Origin of the sequence: Microbacterium sp. Marseille-Q6965 (genome assembly GCF_946151065.1) — a bacterium.
Lineage (GTDB): Bacteria > Actinomycetota > Actinomycetes > Actinomycetales > Microbacteriaceae > Microbacterium.
This window is the reverse complement of record NZ_CAMGZA010000001.1, coordinates 1,253,918-1,268,397: the sequence shown is the minus strand read 5'-3', so window position 1 is coordinate 1,268,397 and position 14,480 is coordinate 1,253,918. Positions and strand designations below refer to the sequence as shown.

Sequence of the window (14,480 nt, the reverse complement as noted above, 5' to 3'; positions counted from 1 at the left end):
CCTTGACCGGGCTTTTCCCGTTCATCCACCTCATCTGGCGCCGCGATCGCCTGCGATTGACGATCTGGTACGGCCTTGGCGTGCTCCTCGCCGTCGGCGTCGCCGCGGCTATCGGCGCGACCTACCCCACCGGTGCGGCGCGAGCCGAGTATGCCCACGAGATCAACAGCTCTCCCGCCGAGTTGTTCATGATCGGCCGCATCCATGCCGATTCGGTCGCGGCACTGGCAGCCTGGCGCGTTCAGGGCTTGGTGGCACTCATCCTCGGTGTCGCCAGCGTCTTCACCGTGATACGGCACACCCGCGCCGCCGAGGACGACGGCTATCGCGAGTTCCTCGGCGCCGCCGGCTTGGGACGCAGCACCCCGCTCGCCGGCTCCGTCATCGTGGCGGGGGCCGCGAACCTCGTCGCGGGGGCGGTGATCGCGATTGCATACGCGGCGTTGGGATTTCCCATCGGGGGTTCCCTGCTCACCGGCGCACAGTTCTTCGCGGCCGGCGCCTTCATGACCTCGGTGGGCGCCGTCGCGGCGATGCTCGCGGCGACATCTCGCGGCGCCACCTCATTGGCGGTCGTGGCGATGTCGGTCTTCTACGCGATACGGGGCACGGCGGACGCCGCCGCGATCCCCGCGTTGGGGTGGGCCAGCCCGTACGGCTGGTTGAGCTGGCTGCAACCGTACGCCGCCGACGACGGCCGACCTCTCCTGATGGTCATCGCCTTCGCCGGGGCGGTCCTCGCCGCGGCTCTGCGGCTCAGCGCCCGCGACATCGGCGCGGGCTTGCTCCCCGAGCGGAGCGGACGATCTCACGCGTCGGCCAGCCTTCGCGGTCCGATGGCCCTGGCTTTCCGCCTCTCCCGCAGCAGCCTCATCTCCTGGTCCCTCGCCCTGTTCGCATTCGGGGGGCTGATCGCCGCGCTCGCGGAAAGCACCGCGCGGCAACTGCAGGAGAGCGACGCGCTGGCTGGCCTCGCGGACGGTCCCGAGCCGGCTCTGTCCTTCATCGCCCTGGTCGTTTACGTCTTGGCCCAGGTGGTCACGTTGTTCGGCGTCCAGACCGTCCTGCGACTGCGCCAGGAAGAGGTCAGCGGACGCGCCGAGACCGTGCTCGCCGCTCCTGTCTCCCGGCTTCGATGGGCGGGGGGTGCCCTTCTCACGGCCCTCGCCGGGACCACCGTCATCCAGCTCTCCTTCGGCCTCGGCCTCGGCTTGACCTACGCCGCTTCGACGAGTTCCACGACAGAGCTGCCCGCCCTCATCGCCGCCACGCTCGTGAAGCTCCCAGCCATCTGGAGTGTGGTCGGGCTGGCAGCCCTGCTGTACGGCTTCGTTCCTCGGATCGCAGCCCCGGTCGCGTACATCGCCCTCGGCGCGCTCTTCCTCCTGGAACTTCTCGTCGAGCTCGGCTACCTCGACAGCGCGGTGCTCGCCATCTCGCCCTACACGCAGGTCCCGTCGCTGCCGGGTGGCCCCGTCGACGTGCTTCCCACGCTCGTGATCCTCGGGGTCACCGCGGTGTTCGTCGCGGGTGCGTCCATCGGACTGCGGAGACGCGACCTCACTCGCGTTTAGTTTCCAGGGATCTTGCCGACGCTGGAGAGCTCGTCCTCCGTGCGGGGGTCGCTGGTGGTCGCACGGAGACGTTCCCCTGGTGAGGTGGTGCGGCAACCGCGCCCGCGACGCAGGCGCGCTCCACTGCGCAACGAAAAACCCCCGGCGAACCGGGGGTTTCAGTGGTGGCTCCGACCGGTGTCGATCCGGTGACCTCACGATTTTCAGTCGTGCGCTCTACCAACTGAGCTACAGAGCCTCGCGGCGCGATCCGAGGATGTTGCCGCGTCCTATACGAAAGGCCTCCTCGAAAGAAGGCCCGTCGCTTGGAGCGACCCTGACGGGACTTGAACCCGCGACCTCCGCCGTGACAGGGCGGCACGCTAACCAACTGCGCTACAGGGCCAGATTTATGAAATTGTATCGGTTCGTGTGACCCCAACGGGATTCGAACCCGTGCTACCGCCGTGAAAGGGCGGCGTCCTAGGCCGCTAAACGATGGGGCCGGAGGTGAACCCGGGGCTCACGCTTGCCGACGATCCAGCATACGCGGAAGCCGCTCGGATTTCCAAAACGAGGGCGCGGCGTGCGCTTCCCGGGTGTGTCGCGGGGGCAGAATCACGAGGGCGACCCGTCCCGTCACACGGCCCGGAGCGGGCGCCTGGCGCCCACCCACTGGTTGCGGATGTTATTGATGTTGTTAATGTGATGGCTGTGAAGGTAGGTGCTGGCGGCCAGATGTCCTCGGGAATCGATCCGGACGCGTGCGATTGCGCACCCACCGAGGCGGAGCGCCGCGTGCTCTGGGGGCCGGTCTCGCGCCGCGCGGCCCTCGCTGCCGGCGCGATCGGCGCGGCGGCCCTCAGCGTGAGCGCATTCGGCAAGCCGGCCTACGCCTACAACCCCGACGACTACCCCTCCTGGGCCGAGGTCGAGGCCGCCCGCAAGAGCGAGTCGGCCAAGGCCGCCGAGATCAAGCGGATCGAGGGGCTCATCAATCAGCTGGCCGCCGACGTCGCGGCCAAGCAGAGGGCGGCCGAGCAGGCGGCGGATGAGCACTACGAGGCGCAGCAGGCCCTGTTTGAGGCGGCCTACCGCTCGGACGAGCTGCGGCGTCAGGCGGACGAGCAGGCGGAGAAGGCCGACGCGGCCGCCCTGGCTGCCGCGCGCGTCGCCTCGCAGCTGTCGCGCACGAGCGGATCGGGCACCTCGCTCGAGGTGCTCTTCGCCGACTCCGCCGAGAACGCTGACGAGCTGCTCACCAAGCTCGGCCAGATGGACAAGCTGGCGGAGAACAACGACTCCATCTACGCGGGTGCCGCCAGCGCCCGCGACGCCGCCCAGGCCCTGAGCGAGCAGGCCGACGTGGCCCGCGCCGAGCGCGACCGCCTCGAGCAGGAGGCGGAGGCCAAGTCCGTCGCCGCGCAGGAGGCGCACCTGGCCGCCCAGCAGGCGCTCGCGACGCAGCAGGAGCAGCAGGTCGTGCTCGAGGCGCAGCTGGCCGCGCTGAAGGACACCACCGCTCAGACGGTCGCCGACTACCAGAAGGGCGTCGAGGCCAAGAAGGCGTACGAGGCCGAGCAGGCCCGACTCCGCGCCGAGCGCGAGGCCGCCGCGGCGCGTGCCCGCGAGGAGGCCGCCAAGAACAACGGCGGTGGCGGTGGCGGCGGTGGCGGCGGTGGCGGCGGCGGCGGCGGCCAGGGACCCGGCAACGGCTGGGTGCGCCCGTCGAGCGGTGGCTGGACGTCCGGCTACGGGCCCCGCCAGAGCCAGTGCAACAGCAGCTACTGCGCGAGCAAGTGGCACTATGGCGTCGACATGGCGGCCGGGTGCGGCGCGCCCATCTACGCCGCCCACTCCGGAACCGTCACGTACGCCGGCGGCAACGGCGGCTACGGCAACTACGTGCGGATCGACCACGGCGGGGGCGTGGCCACCGGCTACGCCCACTCCAGCAGGATCGTGGTCGGCTGGGGCCAGTGGGTGAACGCCGGCCAGGTCATCGCGTACGAGGGCCAGACAGGCAACTCGTTCGGGTGCCACCTGCACTTCGAGGTGTACGTGAACGGCGGCACGGTCAACCCGAGCTCCTTCATGAGCGCCCGAGGCGTCTGGCTCTAGAGACCCTCACCGGGATCGCCCGGCAACGACGAAGGGGACCCGCCTCGGCGGGTCCCCTTCGTCGTGAAAGCGCTCAGTCGCGGGTGTTCGGGAACTCCCCGGCGCCCTGCGTGCGGGTGTCGCCCTCGTGCTTCTCGAAGCGCTCGTAAGCCTCGGTCACCAGGCGCTCCGCCTCGGCGGCGCCGGCCCACTCGTCGACCTTGACCCACTTGTTCGGCTCGAGGTCCTTGTAGTGCTCGAAGAAGTGACCGATCTCCTTCTTCGTGTACTCGGGCAGGTCGTCGACGTCCTGGATGTGGTCCCAGCGCGGGTCCTTCGCGATCACCGCGATCACCTTGTCGTCGCCGCCGGCCTCGTCGCTCATCTTCAGCACGGCCACGGGGCGCACCTTCACGCCCACGCCCGGGAACACCGAGTGGTCCATCACCACGAGCACGTCGAGCGGGTCGCCGTCCTCACCGAGGGTGTTCTCGAAGAAGCCGTAGTCGGTGGGGTAGCCGAACGTCGTGTACAGCACGCGGTCGAGGTACACCCGGCCCGTGCCGTGGTCGACCTCGTACTTCACGCGGCTGCCGCGCGGGATCTCGATGACTGCGTCGTACGCGCCCATGCCTTTTTGCTCCTTGGGGAAGACGGCTGATTCGTCGGCTAAAGCCTATCGGCAGTACTTTGACGAGCGTGCTCGATCCCGCCGTCGCCGCCGTCCGCCTCGCCGTGCGGCAGTCTCTCGCGCCGCTCGAGGGCAGCGGGGCGACCGTGCTGGTCGCCCTCTCGGGCGGGCCCGACTCGCTGGCGCTCGCCGCGGCCGCGGCCCACGAGGCGCCCAAGATCGGCCTGACCCTCGTGAGCGCGACGATCGACCACGGGCTGCAGGAGGGCTCGGACGAGGTGGCCGCCCGCGCCGCCGAGGCGGCGCGCCAGGTGGGGATCGCGGACGCCCGCATCGCGCGCGTCGACGTGGGAGCGGAGGGCGGCCCGGAAGCGGCCGCCCGGGAGGCCCGCTACGCCGCGCTGGGGCGACTCGCGGCCGACGCCGGTGCGGAGGCGGTGCTGCTGGGGCACACCCTCGACGACCAGGCCGAGACGGTGCTGCTGGCCCTCGCGCGCGGCGCCGGTGCCCGCAGCCTGCAGGGGATGGCGCCCCGCCGCGTCGACGAGCGCGGCACGGCGTGGCTGCGCCCGCTGCTCGGCATCCGCCGCGCGCAAACCCGCGCCTTCTGCGCGGCCTCGGGGCTGGAGGCGTGGACCGATCCGCACAACGCGCAGACGCGCTTCGCCCGGGTCCGGGCCCGCGAGCGCGTGCTGCCCGTCCTCGAGGCCGAGCTCGGTCCCGGCATCGCCGAGGCGCTCGCGCGCACCGCCGAGCAGCTGCGCGAAGACAACGAGGCCTTCGCCGAGATCATCGACGAGACGATCGAGGACATCGTCGAGCACGCCGAGGCCGGCATCGCCATCTCGGCCGCCGCCCTCGCGGCCAATCCCGCCGCCATCCGCAACCGGATCATCCGATACGTGGCGCAGAGCGAGTTCGGCGTCAGCCTCACCCGCACGCAGACCCTCGAGATCGCGCGCCTCGTCACCGACTGGCGCGGGCAGGGCCCCATCGATCTGCCCGTCTTCATCGCGGAGCGCCGCGGCGGGATGATCGTCCTGACGGCGCGCTGACGGCCCCGCGCCCCGCTCACCGGCCGGCGGGCGACGACGGGGCCATCGCGGTCCGTAGACTCGGAACATGCGCGCGGCCGACATCTCCGACGACCTCACCACCGTTCTCGTCACGGAGGAGCAGATCAACGCCAAACTGGCGGAGCTCGCCGAGCGCGTCGAAACGGACTACGCCGGCAAGGAGCTGCTGCTCGTGGGCGTGCTGAAGGGCGCCGTCATGGTGATGGCCGACTTCGCCCGCCACCTCACCGGCCACATCCAGATGGACTGGATGGCCGTGTCGAGCTACGGCGCCGGCACCAAGTCGAGCGGCGTCGTGCAGATCCGCAAGGACCTGGATGTCGACCTGCACGGCCGGCACGTGCTGATCGTCGAGGACATCATCGACTCCGGGCTCACGCTCAGCTGGCTGCTCGAGAACTTCAAGTCGCGCGGCGCGGAGTCGCTCGAGGTGCTCGCGCTGCTGCGCAAGCCCGAGGCGGCGAAGGTGCACGTGGATTGCAAGTACCTGGGCTTCGACATCCCGAACGAGTTCGTCGTGGGGTACGGGCTCGACTACGCGGAGCGCTACCGCAACCTGCGGGATGTGGCGGTGCTCGCACCGCACGTCTACAGCTGATCCGGTCCGCGTTACGCCCGGGGCGAATCCCAGTCGGGGCATAGGCGCCCGGCGGTAGCCTGGACGCCAACGCGCGCGAGCGTGTGTTTCGGCGACGCCGATGCGACGAAGAGGGAGCCCGGGCACGGCCCAGATATGAACGTCAAGAAGATCACCCGCAATCCGCTGATCTACGTGCTGTTGATCGGCGTGCTCCTGGTCGTCGGCTTCTCGCTGCTGTCGAACCTCGGCGGCCCGCGCCAGGTCTCCACCCAGGAAGGCCTGGAGCTGCTCGCCGGCGACACCGTGGAGCAGGTGACCATCACCGACGGCGATCAGCGCGTGGACATGACGCTGTCGAAGCCGTACGAGGACGCCACGGCGGTGCAGTTCTACTACGTCGAGCCGCGCGCGGCCGAGGTCGTCGAGGCCGTCGACAGCGCCGCGCCCGAGGAGGGCTACAACGACGTCGTGCCGCAGCCGTCGTTCTTCGACGGCCTGCTCTCGCTGCTCATCCCGATCCTGCTGCTGGGTGCGCTGTTCTGGTTCCTCATGTCCAGCGCCGCCGGCGGCAGCCGCGGCGTGATGCAGTTCGGCAAGTCGCGCGCGAAGCTCGCGAACAAGGAGCACCCCGACGTCACCTTCGCCGATGTCGCCGGCGCGGACGAGGCGCTCGAGGAGCTCGCCGAGATCAAGGACTTCCTCAAGGACCCCGCCAAGTACCAGGCCGTGGGCGCGCGCATCCCCAAGGGCGTGCTGCTGTACGGCCCTCCCGGCACCGGCAAGACGCTGCTCGCGCGCGCCGTCGCCGGTGAGGCGGGCGTGCCGTTCTACTCGATCTCCGGATCGGACTTCGTGGAGATGTTCGTCGGCGTCGGCGCCAGCCGCGTGCGCGACCTCTTCAAGGAGGCCAAGGAGAACGCCCCGGCGATCATCTTCATCGACGAGATCGACGCCGTGGGTCGTCACCGCGGCGCCGGGATGGGCGGCGGTCACGACGAGCGCGAGCAGACGCTGAACCAGATGCTCGTCGAGATGGACGGCTTCGACCCGAAGGCGAACGTCATCGTCATCGCGGCCACCAACCGCCCCGACATCCTCGACCCGGCGCTGCTGCGCCCCGGCCGCTTCGACCGCCAGATCGGCGTGGACGCGCCCGACCTGGCCGGCCGCCGCCGCATCCTCGAGGTGCACGGCCGCGGCAAGCCGCTGGCCGATTCGGTGGACCTCGACGTCGTCGCGCGCAAGACCCCGGGCTTCACCGGTGCCGACCTGGCCAACGTGCTGAACGAGGCCGCGCTGCTCACGGCCCGGTCCAACGCGCAGCTCATCGACAGCCGCGCGCTCGACGAGGCGATCGACCGCGTCATCGCCGGCCCGCAGCGTCGCACCCGAGTGATGAAGGACAAGGAGAAGCTCATCACCGCGTACCACGAGGGCGGCCACGCGCTCGCAGCGGCGGCGATGAACCACACCGATCCCGTCACGAAGATCACGATCCTGCCGCGCGGCAAGGCCCTCGGCTACACGATGGTGCTGCCCCTCGAGGACAAGTACTCCGTCACCCGCAACGAGCTGCAGGATCAGCTCACGTACGCGATGGGCGGGCGCGTCGCGGAGGAGATCGTCTTCCACGACCCCACCACGGGCGCCTCGAACGACATCGAGAAGGCGACCGACATCGCGCGCAAGATGGTCACCGAGTACGGCATGACCACGGCCGTGGGCCCCGTCAAGCTCAGCGCGGGCAGCGGCGAGGTGTTCATGGGCCGCGACATGGGCCACGGCCGCGACTACTCCGACGTGCTGGCGCAGCGGATCGACGACGAGGTGCGCGGCCTCATCGAGCAGGCGCACGACGAGGCGTATCAGGTGCTCTCGGCGAACCGCGAGATCCTCGACCGCCTCGCGCTCGAGCTGCTTGAGAAGGAGACCCTCGACCACACGCAGATCGAGGAGATCTTCAAGGACGTGCAGAAGCTGCCCGAGCGCCCGCAGTGGCTCTCGAGCGAGGACCGCCCCGTCTCGACGCGCCCGCCCGTGCAGATCCCGCGTCGGCAGGAGCAGCACCCCGGCGTCGCCGCCCAGACGGCGGCGGAGCGTGGGGGCGCGCCGGTGCACCACGCCTCGCCCAGCACGGGGAAGGCACGTCCTGCGACGGCCTGATCCGTCCTGACGGGAACCGACCGAGGGGGACGGACGTGGGTGTGGATCGCAGGCGCGTCGCCGAGCTGACGCGAGAGCTGCTGCTGGCCGTGGGCGAGGACCCGGATCGCCCGGGCCTGCGCCGCACGCCCGAGCGGGTGGCCGACATGGTGGCCGAGCTGTTCGCCGGTGTGGGTGAGGATCCCGCCGCGCCGCTCGCGCAGACCTTCAGCGTGGCGCAGGGGCCCGCCCCCGAGACGGTGCCGACCGGTGCCGTGGTGGTGCGCGACATCCGCTTCCGCTCCATCTGCGAGCACCACCTGCTGCCGTCGGCGGGGCGCGCCCACATCGCCTACCTTCCGGGCGAGCGCGTGGTCGGGCTCAGCGCGCTCCCGCGCGTGGTCGACGTGCTGGCCAGCCGGCCGCAGGTGCAGGAGCGGCTCGGCGAGCAGATCGCCGACGTCGTGGCGTCCACCCTCGATGCGCGCGGCGTGGTCGTCGTGCTCGACGCCGTGCACCAGTGCGTGACGATGCGGGGCGGGCGCCAGCCCGACAGCTCGACCGTGACCGTGGCGGCGCGCGGCGAGCTGGCCGAACCGGCCGCACGCGCGGAGGTCATCGCGCTGATCGGCGCCGCGCGGCCGGCGGGGGAGCAGGGATGATCGCGATCTGGGGCATCGTCAACGTCACGCCCGACTCGTTCAGCGACGGCGGCGCGCACTTCGACCCGGAGGCGGCGATCGCGCACGGGCGCCGGCTGTCGGCCGACGGCGCGACGGTGCTCGACGTCGGCGGGGAGTCCACCCGCCCGGGCTCCGAGCCCGTGGGTGCGGACGAGGAGATCCGCCGCGTCGAGGCCGTCATCGCCGCGCTCGCGGCCGACGGCGCCGTCGTGAGCGTCGACACCTACCGCGCGGCCACGGCGGCCACCGCCATCGCGGCGGGCGCGCGGATCGTCAACGACGTGTCCGGCGGGCTGGCGGACCCCGGGATCCTCGACGTGGTGGCGGCGTCGGACGTCGAGTACGCGATCGGGCACTGGCGCGGGCCGTCGGCCGACATGTACGCCAAGGCGCAGTACGAGCGCATCGCGCGCGAGGTGGCGGCCGAGCTGCGCGAACGCGCGGAGGCGGCGCTGTCGGCCGGCATCCCCGCCGAGCGGATCATCCTCGACCCGGGCGTGGGATTCGCCAAGGCCGGGCAGCAGAACTGGGAGCTGCTGCGCGACCTGGGCGAGGTGACCGCGCTGGGGTACCGCGTGCTCGTGGGCACGTCGCGCAAGCGCTTCCTCGAGACCGCGCTCGGCGAGGCGCCGTCGCGGGAACGGCGCGATCTGGCCACCGCCGTGACGAGCGTGCTCGCCGCGCGGGCGGGGGCGCACGCGGTGCGCGTGCACGACGCCCGCGCCACGCGCGACGCTCTCGCGGTCGCCGCCGCCTGGGAGGGGGTCGCGTGACTCCGCTCAACACGATCGAGCTGACCGGCCTGCGCTGCTTCGGCCGCCACGGCGTGTTCGACTTCGAACGCGAGCAGGGCCAGGAGTTCGTCGTCGATCTGCGGTTGGGCGTGCAGACCGAGCGGGCGGCCGAGACCGACGACGTCGCGGACACCGTGCACTACGGCGAGCTGGCGGAGAAGGTCGCGGCGATCGTGGAGGGTGAACCCGTCAACCTCATCGAGACGCTCGCGCACCGCATCGCCCGGGCGGTGCGCGAGGACGAGAAGGTCCTGTTCGTCTCGGTCACGGTGCACAAGCCGCAGGCCCCGATCGCGGCGCAGTTCTCCGACGTCTCCGTCACGGTGCATGACGGCCTTCCCGAGCGGCTTTCCGCCGGGGGCGGGGAGGCGGGATGAGCCGCCGCCTGACCGAGCCGCTGCCGCCGCGCGAGCCCCGCGAACCGGCGGCGCCGGTGGACGCCGTCATCGCGCTCGGCTCGAACCTGGGCGACCGCGAGCGGCTGATGCGCGAGGCCATGCAGGACCTGCGCCACCTGCCGCTGACCGAGCTGATCGCCGTGTCCGAGGCGATCGAGTCGGTGGCGCTCACGCCCGCGGGACCGAGCGACGAGCGGCCGGGGTACCTGAACGCCGTGGCGATTGTGCGCACGCGGCTGGCGCCTGACATGCTGCTGGCGATGCTGCACGTCATCGAATCCCGCCACGGGCGGGTGCGCGCGGAGCGGTGGGGCGACCGCACGCTCGATCTCGACCTCATCGCCTATGGTGACGTCGTGAGCGACGATGAGCGCCTGCGGCTGCCGCACCCCCGTGCCGCCGAGCGCGACTTCGTGCTCGGGCCCTGGCTGTCGATCGATCCCGACGCCGTGCTGCCGGGCCGCGGCCGCGTGGCCGACCTGCTCGCGGCGCTGACTTCGTCGGAGGGCGCCGGATGAAGCGCACGGGACCGGCCGTCCTTCTCCTCGCCGCGGTGCTCGGCGGGGCGGCGGCGTTCCTCGTCGACCACCTGCTCACCGCGAGCGGGCGCGCCACGTTCACCCCGGCCGTGTCGCTGCCGATCCTGCTCGTGCTGCTCGGCGCGGTGTGTCTCACGCTCGCGTGGCCGATCCGGCGCTCGCTGCGCGAGCCGGACGCCCCGCGCGTCGACCCGTTCCGCGCCGTGCGCACCGCGATGCTCGCGCGGGCCTCGAGCATCGTCGGGGCCGCCCTCGGGGGAGCGGGCCTCGGCTTCATCGCCTACCTCACCACACGGCCGGTGAGCCCCGGGATAGGCTCGATGGGCACGATCATCGCAACGGCGGTGGCGGGGGTCGTCCTCGTGGCCGCGGCGTTGATCGCCGAACCCTGGTGCATGCTGCCGAAGGATCCCGATGCCCGAGAGCCCGACGACCCCGGGGCCGGCGCGCCTGCCGCACACTGACGCGCAGCTGCCGCCTGTGCCCGGGCCGGTCCCGCCGCTGCCCGAGGGAGCCCCGGCCGTGCCGCCGCGCCCCGCCGTCCCGCCGCGCCCCGCCGTCCCGCCGCGTCCCGCGAACCCGCCGCGCCCCGCCGATCCCGCCCCGGATGCTGCGCGGCCGCGTCGGCGCAAGCGACCTCCGACGCGCCAGCCCAGCCGGCGCACGGCGCCGCGGGCGCCCAGGCCGAGCCGGCGCACGTTCCCGCGGCACCGCCCGCATCGGCGGGCGCCGCCACGCCCGGCACCGCCGCGCCGGCTGCCCCCGCCGCTTCCGCGCCCGCGAGCGCTTCCTCCGGCCACCACGCGCCCGAACCCGCGGCGGTGCTCGACGAGGGCACCTACACGGCCATTCGGGAGCCGCGCGCCGAGGGTCGGCTCACGCTCGACGGGCGCTGGCATCAGATCTCGCCGAAGTACGTCGTGTCGCAGACCGTGCAGAACGGGATCTTCGCGGCGCTGGTCCTCGTGGCGATGATCGTGCTCGGTGCGACCCTCGACCAGCCGTGGGCCTGGTGGGCGGGCGCCGCGCTGATCGTCGTGACAATCATCACGCAGGTCATCCTGCCCCGCCAGGCGCGGGCGCTCGGGTACATGCTGCGGGAGGATGACATCGTCTTCCGCAAGGGCATCCTGTGGCAGCGCATCGTGGCGGTTCCGTACGGGCGCATGCAGCTCGTCGACATCACCCATGGGCCGATGGATCGGGCCTTCGGCATCGCGAAGCTGAAGATGGTCACGGCCGCGGCCACCACCGGGGTGGAGATCCCGGGACTGTCGCAGGCATCGGCCGAGGTGCTGCGCGACGCGCTCATCCAGGTCGCCGAGACCCGACGGACCGGGCTGTGACCGATCCGCACCTTCGCGCGGGACAGGACGGGGCGGCGGACGAGACCGCTGTCGCTGCCGCGCCGTTGGTGGGCGGCGGATCCTCCTCGCTCGCCGACGGCGAGTGGCACCGGCTGCACCCCCTGACGCCGCTGTTCAAGGGCGGGATCGCGCTGATCATCGTGATCACGCTGATCCTCGGCAACCTCCGCGACCGCATCACGTACTGGTTCGTCGGCATCGTGGCACCGCATGAGCAGGACGAGGCCGAGTTCGAGAACGGCGATCCGATCGGGTGGTTCCTCGACTGGACCCTCTCGAACAACCTGGTCCTCGTGGTTCTCCTCGCGGTGCTCGCGGTGGTCGCCCTCGTGTCGGCCGGCTTCGGGCTGGCGTGGCGAGCGCATCAGTTCCGCATCACGGGCGAGGACGTCGAGGTGCGCAAGGGCATCATCTTCCGCAGCCACCGGCGCGCTCCGCTCGACCGTGTGCAGGGCGTGAACCTCACCCGCCCGTTCCTGCCGCGGCTGTTTGGCATGGCCAAGCTGGAGGTCGATGGCGCCGGCACCGACGCGAACGTGCCGCTCGAATACCTGTCGATCGCGCGGGCCGAGGAGGTGCGGGCGGACATCCTGCGCCTCGCCTCGGGCGCGCGGGCGGCGCGGCGGGCGGCGCGGGAGGGCGCGGACCCGAACCGTCCTCAGGGAGGCCGGCTGCGCTCGACCGTGTCGGCCGGCGTGCAGGAGCTCATCGAGGGCGCGGATGTGGCGGACGTGGCGCCCGAGAGCGTGGTGAAGCTGCCGGTCGGTCGGATCATCGGGTCACAGCTGCTCGAGGCGGTCGTGTGGGTGGCGCTGTTCGGGGGCATCTTCCTCGTCACCCTCGCGAGCCTGCTGCCTGCCGCCCTCATCGACGCGGACGGCGAGGGTCTCGTCGTGCTCGGGGTGGCAGCGCTGACCTCCGGCATCCCCATGGCGTTCAGCGTGGTGGGCGTGGTGTGGCGCGGCCTGTCCAGGGCGCTGCGGTACTCGATCGCGCCCACCCCCGACGGCGTGCGCGTGACGCAGGGCCTGCTGACCACCGTGACGCAGACGATCCCGCCGGGCCGCATCCACGCCGTCGAGCTCGTGCAGCCGCTGCTGTGGAAGCCGTTCGGCTGGTGGCGCATCAACATCAACCGGGTGTCGGGCCAGAGCGTCGCCGCGCAGGCGTCGGCGCAGCAGCAGTTCAGCCAGGTCCTGCCGGTCGGCACGCGCGACGACGCGATCCGCGTGTTGCAGCTGATCCTGCCCTACCTTCCCCCGCAGGACCTGCCGTTCATCATCGACCACGGCATGTTCGGCCCCATCGAGGGCGACCCGTACCGCGTCATGGCGCGCCGGGCGCGCTGGCGCCGACCCGCGTCGTGGAAGCGCCACGGCGCGCTGGTCACGGCGTACGCCCTGCTGCTGCGCCGCGGCACCCTCTGGCGCCGGCAGGCGATCCTGCCCCTGGCCCGGCTCCAGGGCACCTCGATCGCGCAGGGGCCGATCGATCGCGTCCAGACCGTCGGCTGGCTGCAAGCGCACACCGTCGCCGGCACGGTGTCGGGCACCGTCGTAGGCCTCGATCGCGCCGACCTCATGGCGCTGTTCGGAGAGGTGCGGGCGGGGTCCGTGGCCGCCGCCGCGGCCGACCAGACGCACCGCTGGGGCGCGCACGGCGACGTACCGGGCTGGGAGAGCTACGCCGCGCGCGTCGTCGCCGGCCCCGCCGCCGCCTTGCAGGCCCCCGGCGCGCCCGTCGCGGCGGACGCACCCGTCCCTGCGGCCGCATCGGTGGAGTCGGGCGCCCGCACAACCGGGGGCGCTGCGCCCGACGCGAGCCGCACCGCCGGGCCCGGCGCCGGTGACCCCGCGGCGCCGGCCGAAGCAAGCGCGCCCCGGGAGCCGCGAGCGTGAGGCGCGATGGCCGGCTCGGCGTCGGCATCGTCGGCTCCGGCAGGGTCGGCCCGGTCCTCGGCGCGGCCCTGGCCGGAGCCGGGCACGCCCTCACCGGCCGCACCCGCGCCTCCGACGAGGACCGGGCCTCTGCCGTGCTGCCGGAGGTGCCCGTCCTCGACGCCCCGGAGGTGCTGCGGCGCAGCGAGCTCGTCATCGTCGCCGTGCCGCGCGCGGACCTGTCGCACCTGATCCGCGGGCTCGCCGACGCCGGGCACTGGCAGATGGGTCAGCTCGTGCTGCACACCGACGCCGCCCACGGCATCGAGGTGCTGCGGCCGGCGGCGGAGAAGGGCGCCATCCCGCTGGCGGTGCACCCCGCGATGGCGTTCACGGGAACGTCGATCGATCTGCGGCAGCTGGCGGCCACGTACGCGGCGGTCACCGCACCCGCCGCGGTGCTGCCCATCGCGCAGGCGCTCGCGGTGGAGCTCGGGTGCGAGCCCGTGGTGATCGCCGAGGAGGATCGCCCCGCCTATGCGGAGGCGATCGCCACGGCCAGCGAGTTCTCGCGACAGATCGTGCAGCAGGCCACCGGCATCCTGCGTGGCATCGGCGTCGAGAACCCCGGCGGTTTCCTCTCGTCGCTGGTGCGCTCGACGGTCGACCACGCGCTCGCCGAGGCCAGCCCGGCGATCCCCGACCTTCCGCCCGACCTGGACGACTGAGGCGATAGCCGG

Annotated in this window: 14 protein-coding genes and 3 tRNA genes; 13 read left to right on the top strand and 4 right to left on the bottom strand. The window is 72.3% G+C overall.

Features of this window, described 5'->3' with window-relative positions; genetic code table 11:
- Positions 1-2 precede the first annotated feature (2 nt).
- Positions 3-1,574: an ABC transporter permease gene (locus tag N8N77_RS06040; protein WP_261165417.1), complete on the top strand. Its 1,572-nt coding sequence runs from the start codon at positions 3-5 to the stop codon at positions 1,572-1,574.
- Between the two features lie 162 nt (positions 1,575-1,736).
- Here the strand turns inward: N8N77_RS06040 and N8N77_RS06035 are convergent.
- The 3 genes from N8N77_RS06035 to N8N77_RS06025 form a co-directional block, all read right to left on the bottom strand.
- Positions 1,737-1,812: transfer RNA gene (locus N8N77_RS06035), tRNA-Phe, on the bottom strand.
- A gap of 73 nt (positions 1,813-1,885) precedes the next feature.
- Positions 1,886-1,959, bottom strand: a tRNA-Asp gene (locus tag N8N77_RS06030).
- A 27-nt stretch (positions 1,960-1,986) separates the two neighbouring features.
- Positions 1,987-2,059: transfer RNA gene (locus N8N77_RS06025), tRNA-Glu, on the bottom strand.
- Positions 2,060-2,291: 232 nt separating this feature from the next.
- Here N8N77_RS06025 and N8N77_RS06020 point away from each other — a divergent pair.
- The gene (locus tag N8N77_RS06020) at positions 2,292-3,674 is read left to right on the top strand and encodes a peptidoglycan DD-metalloendopeptidase family protein (protein WP_261165416.1); all 1,383 of its coding nucleotides are present in this window, start codon (positions 2,292-2,294) and stop codon (positions 3,672-3,674) included.
- Between the two features lie 73 nt (positions 3,675-3,747).
- Here the strand turns inward: N8N77_RS06020 and N8N77_RS06015 are convergent, their stop codons facing one another.
- The gene (locus N8N77_RS06015) at positions 3,748-4,284 is read right to left on the bottom strand and encodes an inorganic diphosphatase (RefSeq protein ID WP_261165415.1); all 537 of its coding nucleotides are present in this window, start codon (positions 4,282-4,284) and stop codon (positions 3,748-3,750) included.
- Between the two features lie 68 nt (positions 4,285-4,352).
- Here N8N77_RS06015 and tilS point away from each other — a divergent pair, with 68 nt between their 5' ends.
- From tilS to N8N77_RS05960, 11 genes are all read left to right on the top strand, one after another.
- Positions 4,353-5,339 (top strand): tRNA lysidine(34) synthetase TilS, encoded by a 987-nt coding sequence (gene tilS, locus N8N77_RS06010; protein ID WP_261165413.1) that lies wholly within the window; start codon positions 4,353-4,355, stop codon positions 5,337-5,339.
- Between the two features lie 67 nt (positions 5,340-5,406).
- Positions 5,407-5,958 carry a hypoxanthine phosphoribosyltransferase gene (gene hpt, locus N8N77_RS06005; RefSeq protein ID WP_261165412.1) on the top strand — a complete coding sequence of 184 codons (552 nt, stop codon included), beginning with the start codon at positions 5,407-5,409 and terminating at the stop codon, positions 5,956-5,958.
- 135 nt (positions 5,959-6,093) lie between these two features.
- The gene (ftsH, locus tag N8N77_RS06000; RefSeq protein ID WP_261165411.1) at positions 6,094-8,103 is read left to right on the top strand and encodes an ATP-dependent zinc metalloprotease FtsH; all 2,010 of its coding nucleotides are present in this window, start codon (positions 6,094-6,096) and stop codon (positions 8,101-8,103) included.
- 35 nt (positions 8,104-8,138) lie between these two features.
- The gene (gene folE / locus N8N77_RS05995) at positions 8,139-8,744 is read left to right on the top strand and encodes a GTP cyclohydrolase I (protein ID WP_261165409.1); all 606 of its coding nucleotides are present in this window, start codon (positions 8,139-8,141) and stop codon (positions 8,742-8,744) included.
- Positions 8,741-9,538 carry a dihydropteroate synthase gene (gene folP, locus N8N77_RS05990; protein ID WP_261165407.1) on the top strand — a complete coding sequence of 266 codons (798 nt, stop codon included), beginning with the start codon at positions 8,741-8,743 and terminating at the stop codon, positions 9,536-9,538. The genes folE and folP overlap by 4 nt, the downstream gene beginning before the upstream one ends.
- On the top strand, positions 9,535-9,936 hold the full coding sequence (folB, locus tag N8N77_RS05985) for a dihydroneopterin aldolase (RefSeq protein WP_261165406.1): 402 nt from the start codon (positions 9,535-9,537) through the stop codon (positions 9,934-9,936). Before folP ends, folB begins: the two co-directional genes overlap by 4 nt.
- Positions 9,933-10,475, top strand: coding sequence for a 2-amino-4-hydroxy-6-hydroxymethyldihydropteridine diphosphokinase (folK, locus tag N8N77_RS05980; protein ID WP_261165404.1), 543 nt, complete (start codon positions 9,933-9,935; stop codon positions 10,473-10,475). The genes folB and folK overlap by 4 nt, the downstream gene beginning before the upstream one ends.
- Complete coding sequence (locus N8N77_RS05975; protein ID WP_261165402.1) at positions 10,472-10,960, top strand: DUF3180 domain-containing protein; 489 nt, start codon at positions 10,472-10,474, stop codon at positions 10,958-10,960. Before folK ends, N8N77_RS05975 begins: the two co-directional genes overlap by 4 nt.
- Before the next feature lie 357 nt (positions 10,961-11,317).
- The gene (locus N8N77_RS05970; protein ID WP_261165400.1) at positions 11,318-11,842 is read left to right on the top strand and encodes a PH domain-containing protein; all 525 of its coding nucleotides are present in this window, start codon (positions 11,318-11,320) and stop codon (positions 11,840-11,842) included.
- Positions 11,839-13,761 carry a PH domain-containing protein gene (locus tag N8N77_RS05965; protein WP_261165398.1) on the top strand — a complete coding sequence of 641 codons (1,923 nt, stop codon included), beginning with the start codon at positions 11,839-11,841 and terminating at the stop codon, positions 13,759-13,761. Before N8N77_RS05970 ends, N8N77_RS05965 begins: the two co-directional genes overlap by 4 nt.
- Positions 13,758-14,468, top strand: coding sequence for a Rossmann-like and DUF2520 domain-containing protein (locus tag N8N77_RS05960; RefSeq protein ID WP_261165397.1), 711 nt, complete (start codon positions 13,758-13,760; stop codon positions 14,466-14,468). The genes N8N77_RS05965 and N8N77_RS05960 overlap by 4 nt, the downstream gene beginning before the upstream one ends.
- Positions 14,469-14,480: the final 12 nt, after the last annotated feature.

What these genes read in the sequence shown, in the direction of transcription:
- N8N77_RS06020 (WP_261165416.1), top strand. Translation starts at nt 2,292, where the DNA reads ATGTCCTCGGGAATCGATCCGGACGCGTGCGATTGCGCACCCACCGAG.
- N8N77_RS06015 (WP_261165415.1), bottom strand. Translation starts at nt 4,284, where the DNA reads ATGGGCGCGTACGACGCAGTCATCGAGATCCCGCGCGGCAGCCGCGTG.
- hpt (WP_261165412.1), top strand. Translation starts at nt 5,407, where the DNA reads ATGCGCGCGGCCGACATCTCCGACGACCTCACCACCGTTCTCGTCACG.
- ftsH (WP_261165411.1), top strand. Translation starts at nt 6,094, where the DNA reads ATGAACGTCAAGAAGATCACCCGCAATCCGCTGATCTACGTGCTGTTG.
- folP (WP_261165407.1), top strand. Translation starts at nt 8,741, where the DNA reads ATGATCGCGATCTGGGGCATCGTCAACGTCACGCCCGACTCGTTCAGC.
- folK (WP_261165404.1), top strand. Translation starts at nt 9,933, where the DNA reads ATGAGCCGCCGCCTGACCGAGCCGCTGCCGCCGCGCGAGCCCCGCGAA.
- N8N77_RS05975 (WP_261165402.1), top strand. Translation starts at nt 10,472, where the DNA reads ATGAAGCGCACGGGACCGGCCGTCCTTCTCCTCGCCGCGGTGCTCGGC.